The organism is Promicromonospora sp. NFX87 (assembly GCF_048564965.1).
GTDB lineage: Bacteria > Actinomycetota > Actinomycetes > Actinomycetales > Cellulomonadaceae > Promicromonospora.
The window spans coordinates 2,917,640-2,934,381 of the sequence record NZ_CP183413.1 but is presented as its reverse complement, the minus strand read 5'-3'; the positions used below and the strand labels follow the sequence as shown (position 1 = coordinate 2,934,381).

The window sequence follows — 16,742 nt, the reverse complement described above, 5'->3', positions numbered from 1 at the left end:
CGGCGATCGGGGGCACCGAGTACGCGTCGTCGGAGGTGAAGGGCCGTGCGTTCGTTCGTGGTGACCGGCGGCAGCCAGGGTGTGGGGCGCGCCATCGTGGAGCGGCTCGCCGCGGAGGGGCCCGTCGTGGTGCTCGACCTGGCCGCCACGCTGACCTGGGCGGCCCCGGACGTCACGCTCGTCAGCGGTGACGCGGGCGATCCTGCGACAGCGCGGCGCGCCGCGGAGGAGGCGGAGGCCAGGGCGCCACTCGCGGGCTGGGTCAACAACGCCGCCGTCTTCCGGGACGCGCCCGTCACCGCCCCGCCGTCCGACGTCCTCGCGGCGATCACCGCGAACCTGTCGCTCGCGATCACCGGCTGCCACACCGCCGTCGGCCACTATCTGCGGCACGGGCGGGCCGGGGCGATCGTCAACGTCTCGTCCCACCAGGCCCAGCGCCCCGTGCGCGGCGCCCTGCCGTACGCCACCGCTAAGGGCGCCGTCGAGGCGCTGACCAGGTCGGTCGCCGTCGACCACGGGCCCGACGCGATCCGCACCAACGCGGTAGCCCTCGGGTCCGTCGAGACCGCGCGCTACGAGGAGTACCGGCACGAGCATCCCGAGGTCGACCGGCAGATGGCCGCCCTGCACCCGCTCGGCCGGGTCGGTACGGGCCGCGAGGTCGCCGAGGCCGTGGCGTTCCTGCTCTCCGACCAGGCGGCGTTCGTCAACGGCGCCGTCCTGCCGGTCGACGGCGGGCGCGCGGCCCAGGGCGCGGACCCGGAGGCCACCTGAGCCGGTCGCCAGCGAGCGCGTCCCCTAGAACTGTGGATGAACATGCTTGTTGGCGTGGATGGTGTCTGATGATGTTCGTATGGAACCAGAAGAGACCACCGAGTCCGCACCGACCGAGTCCGCGTTGCGGCACGCGTCCGGGCTGTACACGAGGCTGCTGGAGTACGCGACGAGCCCGCCGTTCGGCGAGCGCACCGCCGCCAACTTCCGCCGCGTGACGGCGATGACCGAGCAGCACGACGGCGGAAAGCTGTGCGGGCACCATCACGCGGGTCGCGCGCAGGCCCTCGCGACGGCACAGATCGTCTTCGACGCACCCCCGCGGGGGATGCGCCTGATCGACCGCTACGCCGACTGGTCCGCGGAGCTGACCGACCGGGACCGCAGACTGCTCGACACGTGGCGCGCCGGCGGTATCCACGCCGTCTTCGAGATCGTGCGTCGCGCCGGCAGCGGGGTGCGGGTGCGCTGCCTCGGCGACGACCTGGAGTACACGCTGCACGTCGACCCGAAGGCTCCGCTGCCCCGCGCGGACCTGCGGACCGGGCGGTTCCTGGCCGGGCACGCCCTCCCGGTCGGTGAGTTCTGGATGCTGGTGGGCGCCGTCGACCTCTACGCGCAGGGAGAGCGGAAGGCGATGCTCGGCCTGATGGCCGAGCTGGTCCGGAGCGCACCGGCGCTGCCGTTCCGCAACCCCGCGATCCTCGAGCGGGCACACGTGGCCCTCGCGGCGCAGCACCAGGAGTTCCTGCGCCTGTTCGGCGGGCAGGGCGTGGCCGGGGTGGCGTCCCGGCTCGTCGAGGACCTCGACCGGCTGTGGGAGATGTCGGGCACGTGGGAGTCGTGGTGGCCGAGCCTGCCGCTGGAGCGCGACCTCTGCGCCCTGCGCGAGGCCCTGGACCAGGGGCGGTCCGACGGCGGGACGTGGTACCCCGTGCACCACCCGGTCCACGGGCTACGCGTACTCGGGGCCTGCTACGGGATGCTCGCGGACCTGCACGGCTCGACGTCGCCGATCAGCCCGGCGACCGTGCGCCAGGTCTCCGAGCTCCTGGACACGGGCGACGTCCCCGACTTCGCACTCCGCGACCTCGCGGAACGGCACCCCGTTCGCGCCGGCGAGATCTACCGCGCGGCCCTCGGGCGGCCCGGGTTCACGTGGGCGCAGGAGGGCGCCGCATGGCTCCGGGACCGCACCGGCGACGCCCCCGCCCGTCCGGCGCTGGTCTGGATGCCGGGCGGTGCGAGGCCCGCGGGGTCCGGGAAGCCCGACCGCGCCATCGCGGTGCCGCATCCCCTGGCAGTCACGTTCCCGCCGGTTCCGACGCCGTCGGGATGACGAGTGCCGGGCACCGACGTCAGCGCCCGCTCTCCACCACGACGTCCCGCACCCACGCCCCGCCGTCGGGGCCCTCGGGGCGGAAGCCCACGCTCCGCAGGTACGCGAGCTCCCCGGGTCCGACCTGCGGCACCACGACGCGCCGGAACCCCTTCGCGGCGAAGATCCCGCTGCGCCGGTACACGAACTCGCCGGGAGTGAAGTCGCGGAACCGCTTGGTCACCCAGTCGAGCTCGACGACGCCGGTGCCGTCCCCGGCGTCGCGCACCTCCACGACCCCGACGGTCTCGTCACCACGCTGCACGAGGAACGCCGAACGCTCCTCGCCAGGTCCGGGCAGCGCCACGAACCCCGGTGCGACGCCCGCGATGTCCGCGGCGTGGGTGCGGAGCACGTGCAGCAGGTACGCGTCGTCGGGTGCCACCTCGATCACCTCGTACACCGCGGCGTCGTGGCGCTCGCGGTTCAGGCGCCACAACCAGTAGATGTTGATGAGGCTGATCGCGGCGTTCATGGCGGCGAACGGCCAGATGCCCACTATCGCGTTGTAGGCGGTCGCGACGAGCGAGCCGATGAGGTTGAGCCAGCGGAAGCGGAGCACACGCGCCTGCGTGAGGGAGAGCACGACGAGGATGGAGCCGGTCCACCCGGCGATCTCGAGCCAGGGAAACATTCCTTGACTCTAGGCGCGGTCGTGCGTGTCCGCGGACCAGCCAACCGGGCGCTAGCCTCGGGCTCGTGCAGAACGTCTGGTTGGCTCCAGTGCCTGGCTTCTTTCTGGGCCTCGTGTGGGTCATCGGGAGGTCGGGCTCGGTGCTCATTCCTCTCCTGGAAGAGGGGTGGTCCGCCGCCGCCCAGCGGTCGGTCGTCGTGATCGATCCGGGCACCGACCCATCCGAGGCCGAATGGATTCGGACACGGCTCGGCGAGATGGCGGGGACAGCCCGGGCCTGGCTGCGGCGGTCCCGAGTGGCCAACCTGCTGCTCTGCCTGTCACCGGCCGTCCTGTTCGCCGTCTGGTCGTGGGCGAACCGCTCGGGGGATCTGACAAGGGATCCATTGTCGGACGTCGCCGTGCCCGCCACGTTGATCTACGCGGTGATCGTCCTGGCCTTCGTCGTACCGTTCGACAGGCGAGCACAACGAGCGGTCCAGCAGTTCCAGCGGTTCGAGACGCCCGATGCCCTGGGGAGCGCACGGCTCGGCGCCGACAAGCTGGTCGTACGCCTGATCACCCGGGCCGAGAAGAGCTCGGCCGGCGAGCAACGGCTGCTCACTGAGCACCTCTGGCGCATCGCAGTGGCTGACCGAGCGCGCCATGAGTACCTGCACTCCGGCGATGAGTTCGAGGACGCGGAGTTCTCGGTGCTGCTCGGTCAGTTCGAGACCGCACAGCGAGACCTCAAAGCCTGGGCCGGAACGCTGCCCCCTCTATGAGGCGCGAGAGGCCTTCTCACCACGACCAGCCGCGCGAGCTGAGCTCCAGCTCCTCTCGCAGGCGCTCGCCGGCCCCGGCACGCTCGTCCGCGCGCAACGGTGCCGTCTCGGTGGGCAGCCCCGCGAGGTGGCACGCCTCGCGCAGCAGCGCGTCGTAGGCGCCCTGGACGGCGAACCAGTGATGGGCCCGCGCGTACACGTCGGGGTCCTCCTCGACGCGGCGCAGCTCGGCCGCGAGCTCCCCGAGCCGGATCTGCAGGCGCAGCGTCACCAGCGGGTCGGGCGCACGCGCCGGACGCGGTAGGAAGTTCCAGGTCATGACGCGTCACCGCCACGTCGTCGTCGCAGGACTGGGGACATGACCAGCGTAGGTCCGCGGGGCGGCGATGGCCATGGGATTGGCCCTCGCGGCTTTAGTCGGAGGCGTGCAGCGCCGTCAGGATCCCCTCGCCGTAGCGTTCCAGCTTCGCCTGGCCGACGCCGCTGATCCCGCTCAGCGCGTCCAGGTCCGCCGGCCGCTCGGCGACCACCGCGCGCAGCGTCGCGTCGTGGAACACGACGTAGGCCGGTACGCCCTGCTCCTTGGCCGCCGCGGCCCGCCAGGCCCGCAGGCGTTCGAAGACCGGCTGGTCGACGTCCGAGAGCGGGGCCGCCTCCGGGCGTGCGCCGCCGGACCGCGCGGGCTTGCGTGCGCTGCGCGCCGTCGGGGCCGGGTCACGCCGCATCCGCACCTCGCGCTTGCGGCCCAGCACCTCAGCGCTGGCCTCCGTGAGCACGAGCGTGCCGTGGTTCGAGTCCACCTCCAGCAGCCCCTGGGCCAGGAGCTGGCGCGCCACCGACCGCCACTCGCCGTCGGACAGGTCCTCGCCGACACCGAACACGGTGAGGCTGTCGTGCCCCCACTGCGTGATCTTCGGCGTCGACTTCCCGCGCAGGATGTCGACCACGTGCCCCACGCCGAAACGCTGGTTGCGCTCGCGGTCCAGGCGGAAGACCGCGGACAGCAGCTTCTGCGCCGGGACGGTGCCGTCCCAGGCCTCGGGCGGGTTCTGGCACGTGTCGCAGGCGCCGCAGCTGCCCGGGTGGCTCTGGCCGAAGTAGCGCAGGAGCTGGGCGCGGCGGCACTCGACGGTCTCGCACAGGGCGAGCATCGCGTCGAGGTGCGCCGAGAGCTTGCGGCGGTGGCTGAGGTCGCCGTCGGACTCGGCGATCATCTTGCGCTGCTGCACGACGTCGGCCAGGCCGTACGCGAGCCAGGCCGTGGACGGCAGGCCGTCGCGGCCGGCGCGGCCGGTCTCCTGGTAGTAGCCCTCCACCGACTTGGGCAGGTCGAGGTGGGCGACGAACCGGACGTCGGGCTTGTCGATGCCCATGCCGAACGCGATGGTCGCGACCATGATGACGCCGTCCTCGCGCAGGAACGTCGACTGGTTGGCCGACCGCACGTGGGCGGGCAGGCCCGCGTGGTACGGCAGGGCGCGGATGCCCTGGTCGGTGAGCTGCTGGGCGGTCTTCTCCACCGAGGCGCGGGACAGGCAGTAGACGATCCCGGCGTCGCCGGGGTGCTCGGTGCGCAGCAGGTCCAGCAGCTGCTTGCCGGGGTTGTCCTTGGGTGCGACGCGATACGTGATGTTGGGGCGGTCGAAGCTCGCGACGAAGTGCCTGGCCTCGGTCAGTCCCAGGCGGGTGGCGATCTCGTCGCGGGTCTGGTGGGTGGCGGTGGCGGTCAGCGCGATGCGGGGGACACCCGGCCAGCGTTCGGCCAGCTCGCTCAGGCGCAGGTAGTCGGGCCGGAAGTCGTGGCCCCACTGGGACACGCAGTGCGCCTCGTCGATCGCGAACAGGGCGATGGTGCCCTGGTCGAGCAGCCGCGCGGTGGACTCGACGCCGAGCCGTTCCGGGGCCAGGTACAGCAGGTCGAGCTCGCCCGAGCGGTAGGCCTGCTCCACCGCGCGGCGCTGGCCCGGGTCCTGCGTGGAGTTGAGGAAGCCGGCCCGGACGCCGAGCGCGTCCAGCGCGTCCACCTGGTCCTGCATGAGCGCGATCAGCGGCGAGATCACCACGCCGGTGCCGCGCCGGACGAGCGCCGGGATCTGGTAGCACAGCGACTTGCCACCGCCCGTCGGCATGAGCACGAGGGCGTCGCCGCCGCCGGCGACGGTGTCGATGATGTCCTGCTGCTCGCCGCGGAAGGCGTCGTACCCGAAGACGTCACGCAGCACGTCGAGCGCGGTGGCGGTCGGGGCGGGGGCGACGTCCGGAAGGGTCATGGCCGCCAGTGTGCCAGGGACCGCTGACACCGGGCGTGTCAGACCCCGCCCATAAACTCCCGGTATGTACACATTTGACGAGGAAACGGCGGCCGCGGTGCGGGAGGCTCTCGCGCCGCTCCGGGTCGCGCAGGTCTTCGACCCCGCGGTCGAGCACGTGCTGCGCGGCGCCGGACCGGGCGTCCTGGAGCTGCTGCGCGAGCGGCCGCCCGGCACGAAGATGGTCGCCGAGCCGGACGGCTACCAGCCGGCCGAGCTCACGGACGCCGTCGTCGAGCTGCATCCCGGGTGGACCCGGAGGGGCGCCGAGGCCGCGCGGCGCACGGTCTACCAGGGCGCGCCGGTGGACCTGCTCGCCCGGTTCGGGCAGGTCCTGCACGCGTCCTCCGGCCGGGGGCCGGAGGACGGTGAGCCCTCGTGGCTGGTCGCGCTGGCCCACGACGCGGGGCGGGCGAGCACGTCCACGGACGCGGCCGACGCGGCGAACCTCCGGCTGCGGTGGAACCCGGACCTCGTCGAGGAGATCGCCCGGGCCGGCGACGCACCCGGCCGGTCGGCAGCGCACGCCACCCTGTCGGCGCTGCTGTACGTGGACCACCAGCACTGGGCGCGCAGCCGGCACCACATGCTGGAGAGCGACACGGGCGTCGCGTACCTCGCCCGGCACACCGACGCGCTCGCGGAGGTCACCACCGGGTCGGAGTTCCACGTCCGGAGCTATGTGGCGGCCCTGTGTGCGCGCAGCCCGGAGGCGCACGCGATCCTGGTCGCCGAGCTGGCCGCCGACGTCGACGCCGGCGTTCGCGCCCAGGCGCTGGCCACGCTGTCCCGGCTCGACGGGCCCAGGCAGGTCGACGCGCTCAGAGAGCACCTCAGGACCGCACCGCCGGACCGGCTGCCGGACGTCGTCGCGCGACTGGGCGACCTCGACCCGGACGGCGGCGGCGTCGCGATCGAGAAGGCCCTGTCCGGCGGCGAGGCCGACGGCGGGCCGCTGGACCCGGACCGAGAGCGACTGCTGCGCCGGGCCGTCTTCCGCGCGCGGGTGCTGCGCTCGGCGGGGGCAGCCGTCCCCTTGCCTCCCGTCGCGGCGCCGCGGGACGCGGCGCTCGCGGAGGAGCTGCGTGCGCTGCGCGGATCGCGGCCAGGGAGCGGGAAGGACGAGGACCGCGCCTGGCAGGTCGCCGAGAGCAGGCTCGCGTTGCTGCCCGACGTGCGCGCCCTGCGGGACGCACGGCGCGCCGCCGGGATGGCCGACGCGGACCGCTGGACCGCCGAGCTCCTCATCACCCGCGTGGACGGCGAGGGCCGGAAGATCGGCGCCGGCCTCTCGCCCGAGGACGCCGAGCGCTGGTGGCCGCTGTTCGCCGAACGCCTCGACCTCGCGGACGAGTACCTCGACGGCGGCGACGGGAAGCGGCACCCGCACCACTACGCCGTCGACACGAGGACGATGATCCTGACGATCCTCGAACGGTTCGCCGCGGCCCCCGAGGCGCTGGTCCCGCGCCTCGCCTCGTTCGCGCTGGGCGCGGACCGCCATCGCCTGCTGGCCCGCCGGGTACTTGGTGAGCACCCGGATGCCCGGGCCGCCGCGCGGGCCGCGCTGTCCGACGGCGACCCGAGCACGCGCGCGTCCGCCGCGGAGTGGCTCGCGGAGCTGGGCGAGCCGGGGGTGACCGCACCCGAGCCGGGCTGGGAGTTCGGGGAGGGGGTGCTGCCCGCGTCCGTCCGGAACCTGCCCGCCGCCACGCTGTGGTGGCTCGACCGGTTCCGGGAGCAGGCACGCGAGCGGGGCGTCCCCGCGGACGACGTCGACCGCTGGCTCGGGCTCGCGCGACCGGCACTGCGTACGGCGCCCGACGGCGGTGGCCCCGTCGTCGGCCGCCTCGGCAGCCCGCTGCTGCTCCCACCGGACGTACCCACCCCTGCCACGGTCTTCGAGCCCGACTACCGTGCCGAGCAGCAGCTCATCGTGACGCTCGACCTGGCGGCGATCCCGCCAGGTGCCACCGACCTGCCGCTGCCGCCCGACGGTCAGGTGCTCCTGTTCGCGAACGTCGAGCTGGAGGACGAGCTGCTGGCAGGCGGCGCCGTGTACGTGCCGGCGGGGACGCCGGTCGAGGAGCGGGAGGCCTCGGTCGACTACGAGGCCTACGGTTACGGCTCTCCCGAGGACCTGGACGAGTCCCTGCGCCACAGCCCTGATCTGCGCCTGGTCCCCGGCGTGTCCCTGCCGTCCTGCCCGCTCGACGCCGAGACCCGTGCCGCGCACCCCCACGCCGAGACGCTGCAGGCCGTCTGGTCCGAGCAGTCCGACGAGGGCGGCGAGTGGCAGCTCGGCGGCCACGCCTACGACTTCGACGGCATGGGGGACCCGGCCCGTGAGTCGGCGGGCCAGGAGCACGGCGGCCACGACTCCCGCCCGGAGGACTGGGTGGTGCTCGCGCAGTGGGTAGGGGTGCCGATGGGGATCCTGTACTGGACCATCACCCGCCAGGACCTCGAGGAGCGGCGGTTCGACCGGGTCGTTGTGCAGATGTACGCGAATCCCTGAGCGGCCGCCCGGTCGCTGTCGGCGGCGGGCCGCGCGGGGGAGTGGTCCTCGCGGCCTCGTACGAGGCCAAGGCGCATGGGGTGCAGGGCGGGATGCCCGGCTGGCGCGCGGTTCGGCTCTGCCCGGACCTGGTGTTCGTCGGAGGTCACTTCGGCGAGTACCAGCGGCTGGGCGACGCCGTGATGGCGGTCCTGGCGGACGTCACGCCGACGGTCGAGCGGATCTCCATCGACGAGGCCTTCCTCGATGTCGCCGGTGCGACGCACCTGTTCGGCCCGCCCACCGCGATCGGCGCGCGGATCCGCGCCGCGCGGACCAAGCACCTCGCGAAGATCGCGTCCCAGGTGGCCAAGCCGGACGGCCTGGTCGTCGTCGACCCCGGCGCCGAGCGGGCCTTTCTCGACCCCCTGCCGGTCGGCCTGATCTGGGGCGTGGGCCCCGTGAACGAGCAGCGCCTCGCCGACCTGGGCATCCGGACGATCGGTGAGCTGGCGCGTACCCCGTCGTCGGCGGTGGAGCACATCCTCGGGCAGGCCGTCGGGCACAAGCTCAGCGCGATGGCGCACGACGAGGACCCCCGCCGCGTCGTCACCAGCCGCCGCGCGCGCTCCGTGGGGGCACAGTCCGCCCTGAGCCGGCGCAGGCCCGAGGCTGACGACGTCCGGGCGGTCCTGGCACACCTGTCCGACCGGGTGTCCCGGCGGCTGCGCGCCAAGGAGCGCGCGGGCCGCACCGTGACGGTCGCGGTGCGGTTCGCGGGTATGCGGCGGGCGACGCGGTCCCTGACGCTGCCCGTGCCGGTCGCGGCCACGCTCACGCTCACCGAGGTCGCCGAGCGGCTCGCCTGGTCGGCGATCGAGGACGCGGCACCGTGCGAGATCACGCTGCTCGGTGTGTCCGTCTCGAACCTTGCCGAACAGCGGGCGATCCAGCTCGAGCTCGACCTCGAGCCGACGGACCTGTGGCGGCCGGGCTCCGCGCAGGGGGCGGCACGGCGCGCCGTCGACGAGTCGATGGACGCGATCCGCACGCGGTTCGGCGGCGACGCCGTCGGCTACCTGCCCGTGGTGCTGCGCCGCGGCGGTGCCGTGCCGGACGAGTTCCGGGAGCTGGCCGAGCACGATCTGTGACCGGGACTCCGGCGTATGACGTCAGACCCTTGACGTGTGACGTTGTTAGCGCTCACAATTCCGGCATTGATCAAGGAGGATCATGTCTGCCCTTTCCAGCTCACCATCGATTTCTGGTTCTCGATCGACTCGAACAGGGAAACTCACCCTTCAGCGGTCATCGAGACGCGTCCTCGCCTTGACGTCGATCCTCCTGTGCCTGGCGGCATCGCTCTCGCCCGCGGCCCAGGCGGACAACCCGATCGTGCAGCACATCTACACGGCCGACCCGTCACCGCTGGTCCATGACGGCCGGGTCTACCTGTACACCGGACACGACGAGGACAACTCGACGACTTTCACGATGCGTGACTGGCGGGTGTCGTCCTCGTCGGACATGGTGAACTGGACCGATCACGGCTCGCCGATGAGCCTGGAGACCTTCAGCTGGGCCAGCGCGGACGCCTGGGCGGGACAAGCCATCCAGCGCAACGGCAAGTTCTACTGGTACGTGCCGGTGCGGATGGCCAACGGAGCGGGAGCCATCGGGGTCGGGGTCTCGGACAGCCCCACCGGACCGTTCCGCGACGCGATCGGCGGTCCGCTGATCCAGAACGCCGAGATCGACCCCACCGTCTTCATCGACGACGACGGCCAGGCGTACCTCTACTACGGCAACCCGAACCTCTGGTACGTGCGGCTCAACGCCGACATGATCTCGTACTCCGGCAGCCCGACGCAGATACCGCTCACCACCGCGGGGTACGGCACCCGCACGGGAGACGCGAACCGCCCCACCCTGTACGAGGAAGGCTCGTGGGTCTACAAGCGAGGCGGCCTCTACTACAACGTGTTCGCGGCGAAGTGCTGCTCCGAGTTCATCGCCCACTCCACCTCGCCCGGCCCGACCGGACCGTGGACGTATCGCGGCACCGTCATGCCCTCGCAGGGCAGCAGCTTCACCAACCACGCCGGCGTCGTCGACTTCAACGGCAGCTCGTACTTCTTCTATCACAACGGCGCCCTCCCGGGCGGCGGTGGCTTCACCCGGTCGGTCGCGGTGGAGAAGTTCAGCTATAACGCCGACGGCACCATTCCGACGATGAACATGACGACGGCGGGGGCGCCGCAGGTCGGCACGCTCAATCCGTATGTCCGCCAGGAAGCCGAGACCATCGCGTGGGGCAGCGGCATCGAGACCGAACCCTCCAGCGAGGGCGGGATGAACGTCAGCTGGATCGAGAACGGCGACTACATCAAGGTCAAGGGCGTGGCCTTCGGCTCCGGTGCCGGCTCGTTCACCACCAGGGTGGCCTCGAACACCAACGGCGGCCGGGTCGAGCTGCACCTGGACAGTCCTACCGGGCCGACGGTCGGGACCTGCACCGTGCCAGGCACCGGAGGCTGGCAGACCTGGAGCACGGTCTCGTGCCCTGTCACCGGTGCGGCCGGGACCCACGACCTGTACCTGCGCTTCGCGGGCGACAGCGGGTTCCTGTTCAACATGAACTGGTGGCAGTTCGCTTCCGGTCAGACCGCCTTCTCGTCCACCGCCGTCGCCCAGCACAGCGGGCACTGCCTGGACGACCCCGACCAGAGCACCGCCGACGGCACCCAGTACCGGCAGCACACCTGCGGCACCGGTGCGGAACAGCGGTTCGACTTCCGCCCCGTGTCAGGGGTGGCGGACACCTACTCCCTGGTGAACCGCCACAGCGGCAAGTGCCTCGACATCGGCGGCGTCTCCACCGCCGACGGCGCGGCCGTCACCCAGTGGACCTGCCACGGCGGCACCAACCAGCAGTTCACGCTGCGGCAGGTCGCCGGCAACGACTACCAGCTCGTCGCGGTGCACAGCGGCAAGTGCGTGGACGTCAGCGGGATCTCCGCCGCCGCCGGAGCACTGGTCCACCAGTGGACCTGTGACTCCGCCGGCGCGTTGGCCACCAAGAAGAACCAGGTCTGGCGCCTGGCCGGCAAGAGCTGAACCGGCCGGCCGGTCTCAGCCGGGGCCCAGCGCACGCAGGGCCGGGAGCGCCCGCTCGAGCATGGGTGTCGTGGCAGTCAGGCTGATCCGGAAGTAGCCCGGGCTGTCGAACACGGTGCCCGGCAGCACGAAGACGCCGCGTTCGGCGAGCGCGGCGACGAAGGCGGTCGCGTCGCCGCCCGGCGCCGCGCCCCACAGGTAGAACGCGCCCTCGGGGACGGTGAGTGCGTACCCGGCGTCGCCGAGCGCACCCACCATGAGGTCGCGGCGCCGTTCGAGCTCCGCCACGTCGATCGAGACGGTCTCCAGGGCGGGCGCGGCGTACTGCATGAGGGCGTCCGGGAAGCCCCAGCCCATCCCCATCTGGAGCGGCAGCATCGCGGCCCGCAGCTCGGCCCGCTCCGCGTGGGGGATCAGTGGCGAGAGCGCGAGGTAGCCCAGGCGCTGGCCCGGGGCGAGCAGCACCTTGCCGTAGCTGTAGTCGATGAGGGTCCACGGGTAGCAGGCGGCGGGGCTCGTGAAGCCGGTGCCGCCGAACCGGATCCGCCGGTAGGGCTCGTCGGAGAGCAGCCAGATCCGCCTGCCGCCTCGTACCGACGCCGACTCGAGCACCTCCGCGAGCTCGGCCAGCCGGTCCCTGCTGTAGACGCGGCCCGTGGGGTTCGCCGGCGAGTTGACGACGACGATGCGCGTGCGGGGCGTGATCGCCCGGGCGACGGCGTCGACGTCCAGGTCGAAGGTGTCCGGGTCGAGCGGCGCCCTGACGGCGACCAGGTCCGCGGCGCCGAGCATCGGGGCGTAGAACCAGCCCGGCTGCGGGATCACCACCTCGTCGCCCACGTCGGCGACGAGCCGGAAGGCGACCGAGATGGCACCGAAGGCGCCCTGGGTCATGGCGATGTCGTCCGGTTCGAAGGGCAGCCCGAGCTCGTCCCGCAGACCGGCGGCGACCGCCTCCTGTGCCGGCGCCTGGCTGCTCTTGTAGGCGAACCAGTCCTCGGCGCGCGGCTCGAGGTTCGCCCGCAGCGCGTCGACGAACGCGGGCAGCGGCATCTCGTGCGGGTCGCCGAACGTCAGGTCCACGACGTCGGGCATGCCGTCCCTCGCGCGCAGCGAGAGGAAGAACGACGTGACGGGTTCGATCGCGTCGCGTGCCGCGAGGGCTCGTTTCGACAGCTCCATGCCGCAGTTCCTCTCGCGAGATACCGGCCGCCCCCCGACGCTCCTCATGATGCCCCCGAACTGGGGGCGCCGCCAGGAGCAGATGCGGGGTGAAGCAAAATCGTTTAACTCCTCGTCTGACCATTGCCCTCAGGGTGAGCGCCTGCCAGTATCGCCCTGATGTTAGCGCTCACACAGTGAGAGGAAGTCAATGATGCCTTCCCGAAGTGCAGCTCGGTTCCGGCGTCCCACCGCCGCGTTCGTCGCCTCGGCCGCCGTCGCGTTCGTCGGCCTGGCTCTGCCGCTCGCGCCGTCGCCGGCGGCCTCGGCTGCCGATGTCGATCCCACGGCGTGGTATCTGCTGGTCAACCGGAACAGCGGCAAGGCCCTGGACGTGTACAACCGCGCCACCGACGACGGCGCGCGCGTCACCCAGTGGTCCCGCAACGACGGCGACCAGCAGCAGTGGCAGTTCGTCGACTCCGGCAACGGCTACTACCGGCTCAAGTCACGCCTGTCCGGCAAGGTCCTGGATGTCTCCGGCCGATCCACCGCCGACGGCGCCTCGATCGTCCAGTGGACCGACAACAACTCCACCAACCAGCAGTTCAGCCTCCAGGACACGGACGGTCACGTCCAGCTGATCGCCCGCCACAGCGGCAAGGCCGTCGAGGTCCAGGGCGCGTCCACCACCGACGGCGGCAACATCGTCCAGTACACCGACTGGAACGGCAGCAACCAGCAGTGGCAGCTGGTCAAGGTCGGCAGCGGGCCGGGCACCAGGACCTATACCAACCCTGTCGTCTGGCAGGACTTCGCCGACGGCGACATCATCCGGGTGGGCGACGCGTACTACTACTCCGCCTCCACGATGCACTACTCCCCGGGCGCGCCGATCCTGCGCTCGTACGACCTCGTCAGCTGGGAGTACGCCGGCCACTCCGTGCCGAGACTGGACTTCGGGTCCAGCGCGTACGACCTCGCCGGTGGCCGGGCCTACGTCAAGGGCATCTGGGCGTCCGCGTTCGGCTACCGGCCCAGCAACCAGACCTACTACTGGATCGGCTGCGTCGAGTTCAACCGCACGTACGTCTACACGGCCACTGCGGTGGACGGCGCCTGGACCAAGCGCGCCCAGATCAACGGGTGCTACTACGACGCCGGGCTGCTCGTCGACGACGACGACACCATGTACGTCGCCTACGGCAACGGCACGATCCACGTGGCCGAGCTGTCCGACGACGGGTTCAGCCAGGTGCGCAGCCAGCAGGTGTTCAGCACGCCGTCGAGCGTGGGCACGCTGGAGGGTGCCCGGTTCTACAAGCGGAACGGCTACTACTACATCTGGCTGACCCGGCCGGCCAACGGGCAGTTCGTGCTGCGGTCCACCTCCCCGTTCGGGCCCTACGAGATGCGCCAGGTGCTGCTCGACCTGCCCGGCCCGATCCCGGGCGGCGGCGTGCCGCACCAGGGCGGCCTCGTGCAGACCCAGAACGGCGACTGGTACTACATGGCGTTCGTCGACGCGTACCCCGGCGGCCGGGTGCCGGCCCTCGCCCCGATCAGCTGGAGCGCCGACGGCTGGCCCACCGTGCAGACCGTGAACGGCGCCTGGGGTACGACGTACCCCAGGCCGAACATCACGACGTCGCGCACCGTGGCGTCGATGATCGGGCCCGACACGTTCGCCGGTCCCGCGCTCGGCCCGCGCTGGGAGTGGAACCACAACCCCGACCCGAACAGGTTCACGGTGAGCAACGGGCTGCGGCTGCGCACCGCCACGGTCACGAACGACCTCTACAACGCCCGCAACACGCTCACCCACCGCATCCAGGGCCCGTCGTCCACCGCGACGATCGAGCTCGACCACAGCACCATGCGCGACGGCGACCGGGCCGGGCTCGCGATGCTGCGGGACTCCTCGGCGTGGATCGGGGTCAGGCGCGACAACGGCGTCACCCGGGTCTCGATGACCAACGGCCTGTCGATGAACAGCAGCTGGAACACCACGGGCACCGGCACCGAGGCCGCGAGCGCGGCCGTCAGCGGCGGCCGGATCTGGCTGCGGGCCACCGCCGACATCCGGCCCGGCTCCGGGCGGCAGGCCACGTTCTCCTACAGCACCGACGGCGTGACGTTCACCCGGCTCGGCCCCGGCTTCACGCTCGGCAACTCGTGGCAGTTCTTCATGGGCTACCGCTTCGGGATCTTCAACTACGCCACCAGCTCCCTCGGCGGAGAGGTCACCGTGCGGCGGTTCGACCTGACCGCCCCGTAGCTCACCACTCAGCGCCACCGCCCACATCACCACCGCACGAAGGAGTGCTCGTGAAGAACCCGTCTCGTCGCCGCCTGCTCTCGTTGCTCGCCGCGACCGCGCTGACCACGTCCATGCTCGCCGTCGTACCGGTGGCTGGTGCCGCCGCTCCGGCCACCACCGCTGCGGTTGCCGCGGCCGCTGCCGCGCCCGACCCGACCGTCGACGAGCCGGCGCCGTTGCCGCCCCTCGGCTGGAACAGCTGGAACAGCTTCTACTGCAACATCAACGAGCAGATGGTGCGGGAGACGGCGGACGCCATGGTGAGCTCGGGGATGGCCGCCGCCGGGTACCAGTACGTCGTCGTGGACGACTGCTGGATGCAGGACACCCGCGACGCGGCAGGCAACCTGCGCGCCCGGACGGACCGCTTCCCGTCGGGGATGAAGGCGCTGGGCGACTACATCCACGCCCGCGGGCTGAAGTTCGGGATCTACCACGCGCCGCGGGAGAAGACCTGCAACCAGTACTTCGCGAACCTCCCGGGGACGTCGTCGAACGGGTACGAGACCCGGGACGCGAACCTGTTCGCCTCGTGGGGCGTCGACTACGTCAAGCACGACTGGTGCGACCCGCGCGGCACCGTGACGGAGCAGGCCGCGCTGTTCAAGAAGTTCGGCGACGCGCTGAAGGCCACCGGCCGCCCCATCGTCTACTCGATCAACCCGAACAGCGCCCACTCGAACACCGCCCCGACCTACTCCGGCTGGGGCGACTTCTCGGACATGTGGCGTACCTCCGAGGACCTGGACGACGCCTGGTCGACGGGCTGCTCGCCGTCGGCCGACTGCTTCGTCGGGATCACGGAGGCCCTCGACATCATCGAGCCGATGCGCGAGTGGACCCGGCCCGGGCGGTACAACGACCCCGACATGCTCATGGTCGGCGTGCGCAACACGCTCACGCCCACGGAGAACCGCGCGCACCAGAGCATGTGGGCGATGCTCAGCGCCCCGCTCGTCGCGGGCAACGACCTGAGGAACATGAGTGCCGACGTGCGTGCGGTGCTCACCAACCGCGACGTCCTCGCGATCGACCAGGACCCGCTGGTGCGCCAGGCGGACCGGGTGCGTGACGACGGTGACGCCGAGGTCTGGGCCAAGCCGCTCGACGACGGCTCCGTAGCGGTCGCGCTGCTCAACCGCGGCTCCGGCAGCCGGCAGATCTCGACCACGCTCGGCCAGGTCGGGCTCGGCTCCGGCACGCACTCGCACCGCGAGCTGTGGACCGGCGCCACGGGTACGACCACCGGGCAGCTCACCGCACAGGTCGCCGCGCACGGCGTCGCGCTGTTCAAGGTGAGCCCCGGCGGCACGCCCCAGCCGCCGGCCGGCACGCTCGTCAGCTCCGCCTCGGGCCGCTGCCTCGACGTGCCGGGCAGCGCCACGGCGAACGGCACCGGCCTGGTGATCTGGGACTGCGGCTCGGCGCCGAACCAGACGTGGACCCCGACGGACGGCACGCTGCGGTCGCTGGGCAAGTGCCTCGACGCCCCGCTCGACGCCACGGCGGGCACCCGGGTGCAGCTCTGGGACTGCAACGGCGGCAACAACCAGCAGTGGACCCATCAGGGCGACGGCACGATCCGCGGCGTGCGGTCCGGCCTGTGCCTGGACGTCGACCGCAACCTCACCGCCAACAACACCGCGGTGCTGCTCTGGACGTGCACGGGCGCGGCGAACCAGCTCTGGACGCGCCGGTAGCCGGCAGCACAGCTAGCAACACAGAAGGCCCCCGACGCGCAGGTCGGGGGCCTTCTGGCACCGGATCCGGTGTTCACCCGCTCCG

At 72.0% G+C, this 16,742-nt stretch carries 12 protein-coding genes; 8 read left to right on the top strand and 4 right to left on the bottom strand.

The genetic code is table 11. The features are described from left to right. Positions 1-45: 45 nt before the first annotated feature. Both ACNYC2_RS13175 and ACNYC2_RS13170 read left to right on the top strand, forming a co-directional pair. Positions 46-777, top strand: coding sequence for an SDR family NAD(P)-dependent oxidoreductase (locus ACNYC2_RS13175; RefSeq protein WP_419707450.1), 732 nt, complete (start codon positions 46-48; stop codon positions 775-777). A gap of 79 nt (positions 778-856) precedes the next feature. Then, on the top strand, positions 857-2,116 hold the full coding sequence (locus ACNYC2_RS13170; protein WP_419707449.1) for a hypothetical protein: 1,260 nt from the start codon (positions 857-859) through the stop codon (positions 2,114-2,116). A 19-nt stretch (positions 2,117-2,135) separates the two neighbouring features. Here ACNYC2_RS13170 and ACNYC2_RS13165 read toward each other — a convergent pair whose 3' ends face one another. Beyond that, positions 2,136-2,789, bottom strand: a complete 654-nt coding sequence (locus ACNYC2_RS13165) for a hypothetical protein (RefSeq protein WP_419707448.1) — start codon at positions 2,787-2,789, stop codon at positions 2,136-2,138. A 65-nt stretch (positions 2,790-2,854) separates the two neighbouring features. Between ACNYC2_RS13165 and ACNYC2_RS13160 the strand changes: the two genes are divergently transcribed. Continuing rightward, positions 2,855-3,553, top strand: a complete 699-nt coding sequence (locus ACNYC2_RS13160; protein ID WP_419707447.1) for a hypothetical protein — start codon at positions 2,855-2,857, stop codon at positions 3,551-3,553. Positions 3,554-3,569: 16 nt separating this feature from the next. Here ACNYC2_RS13160 and ACNYC2_RS13155 read toward each other — a convergent pair whose 3' ends face one another. Both ACNYC2_RS13155 and recQ read right to left on the bottom strand, forming a co-directional pair. Beyond that, positions 3,570-3,872 carry a hypothetical protein gene (locus ACNYC2_RS13155; protein ID WP_419707446.1) on the bottom strand — a complete coding sequence of 101 codons (303 nt, stop codon included), beginning with the start codon at positions 3,870-3,872 and terminating at the stop codon, positions 3,570-3,572. A 94-nt stretch (positions 3,873-3,966) separates the two neighbouring features. After that, positions 3,967-5,823 (bottom strand): DNA helicase RecQ, encoded by a 1,857-nt coding sequence (gene recQ, locus ACNYC2_RS13150; protein WP_419707445.1) that lies wholly within the window; start codon positions 5,821-5,823, stop codon positions 3,967-3,969. Between the two features lie 64 nt (positions 5,824-5,887). Here recQ and ACNYC2_RS13145 point away from each other — a divergent pair, with 64 nt between their 5' ends. From ACNYC2_RS13145 to ACNYC2_RS13135, 3 genes are all read left to right on the top strand, one after another. Then, a complete protein-coding gene (locus tag ACNYC2_RS13145; protein WP_419707444.1) occupies positions 5,888-8,380 on the top strand; it encodes a DUF1963 domain-containing protein in 2,493 nt (830 codons plus the stop codon). Next, positions 8,275-9,510: a DNA polymerase IV gene (locus tag ACNYC2_RS13140; protein ID WP_419707443.1), complete on the top strand. Its 1,236-nt coding sequence runs from the start codon at positions 8,275-8,277 to the stop codon at positions 9,508-9,510. The genes ACNYC2_RS13145 and ACNYC2_RS13140 overlap by 106 nt, the downstream gene beginning before the upstream one ends. Before the next feature lie 178 nt (positions 9,511-9,688). Continuing rightward, the gene (locus tag ACNYC2_RS13135) at positions 9,689-11,476 is read left to right on the top strand and encodes an RICIN domain-containing protein (RefSeq protein ID WP_419707442.1); all 1,788 of its coding nucleotides are present in this window, start codon (positions 9,689-9,691) and stop codon (positions 11,474-11,476) included. Positions 11,477-11,491: 15 nt separating this feature from the next. Here the strand turns inward: ACNYC2_RS13135 and ACNYC2_RS13130 are convergent, their stop codons facing one another. Next, positions 11,492-12,658, bottom strand: coding sequence for an aminotransferase class I/II-fold pyridoxal phosphate-dependent enzyme (locus ACNYC2_RS13130; protein ID WP_419707441.1), 1,167 nt, complete (start codon positions 12,656-12,658; stop codon positions 11,492-11,494). 190 nt (positions 12,659-12,848) lie between these two features. Between ACNYC2_RS13130 and ACNYC2_RS13125 the strand changes: the two genes are divergently transcribed. Together ACNYC2_RS13125 and ACNYC2_RS13120 are read left to right on the top strand one after the other, a co-directional pair. Next, positions 12,849-14,915 (top strand): family 43 glycosylhydrolase, encoded by a 2,067-nt coding sequence (locus ACNYC2_RS13125; RefSeq protein WP_419707440.1) that lies wholly within the window; start codon positions 12,849-12,851, stop codon positions 14,913-14,915. Positions 14,916-14,965: 50 nt separating this feature from the next. Further along, positions 14,966-16,657, top strand: a complete 1,692-nt coding sequence (locus ACNYC2_RS13120) for a glycoside hydrolase family 27 protein (RefSeq protein ID WP_419707439.1) — start codon at positions 14,966-14,968, stop codon at positions 16,655-16,657. Positions 16,658-16,742: the final 85 nt, after the last annotated feature.

Excerpts from the sequence above, each read along its gene's own strand:
- ACNYC2_RS13165 (WP_419707448.1), bottom strand. The coding sequence starts at position 2,789 with ATGTTTCCCTGGCTCGAGATCGCCGGGTGGACCGGCTCCATCCTCGTC.
- ACNYC2_RS13125 (WP_419707440.1), top strand. The coding sequence starts at position 12,849 with ATGATGCCTTCCCGAAGTGCAGCTCGGTTCCGGCGTCCCACCGCCGCG.
- ACNYC2_RS13155 (WP_419707446.1), bottom strand. The coding sequence starts at position 3,872 with ATGACCTGGAACTTCCTACCGCGTCCGGCGCGTGCGCCCGACCCGCTG.
- recQ (WP_419707445.1), bottom strand. The coding sequence starts at position 5,823 with ATGACCCTTCCGGACGTCGCCCCCGCCCCGACCGCCACCGCGCTCGAC.
- ACNYC2_RS13130 (WP_419707441.1), bottom strand. The coding sequence starts at position 12,658 with ATGGAGCTGTCGAAACGAGCCCTCGCGGCACGCGACGCGATCGAACCC.
- ACNYC2_RS13145 (WP_419707444.1), top strand. The coding sequence starts at position 5,888 with ATGTACACATTTGACGAGGAAACGGCGGCCGCGGTGCGGGAGGCTCTC.
- ACNYC2_RS13170 (WP_419707449.1), top strand. The coding sequence starts at position 857 with ATGGAACCAGAAGAGACCACCGAGTCCGCACCGACCGAGTCCGCGTTG.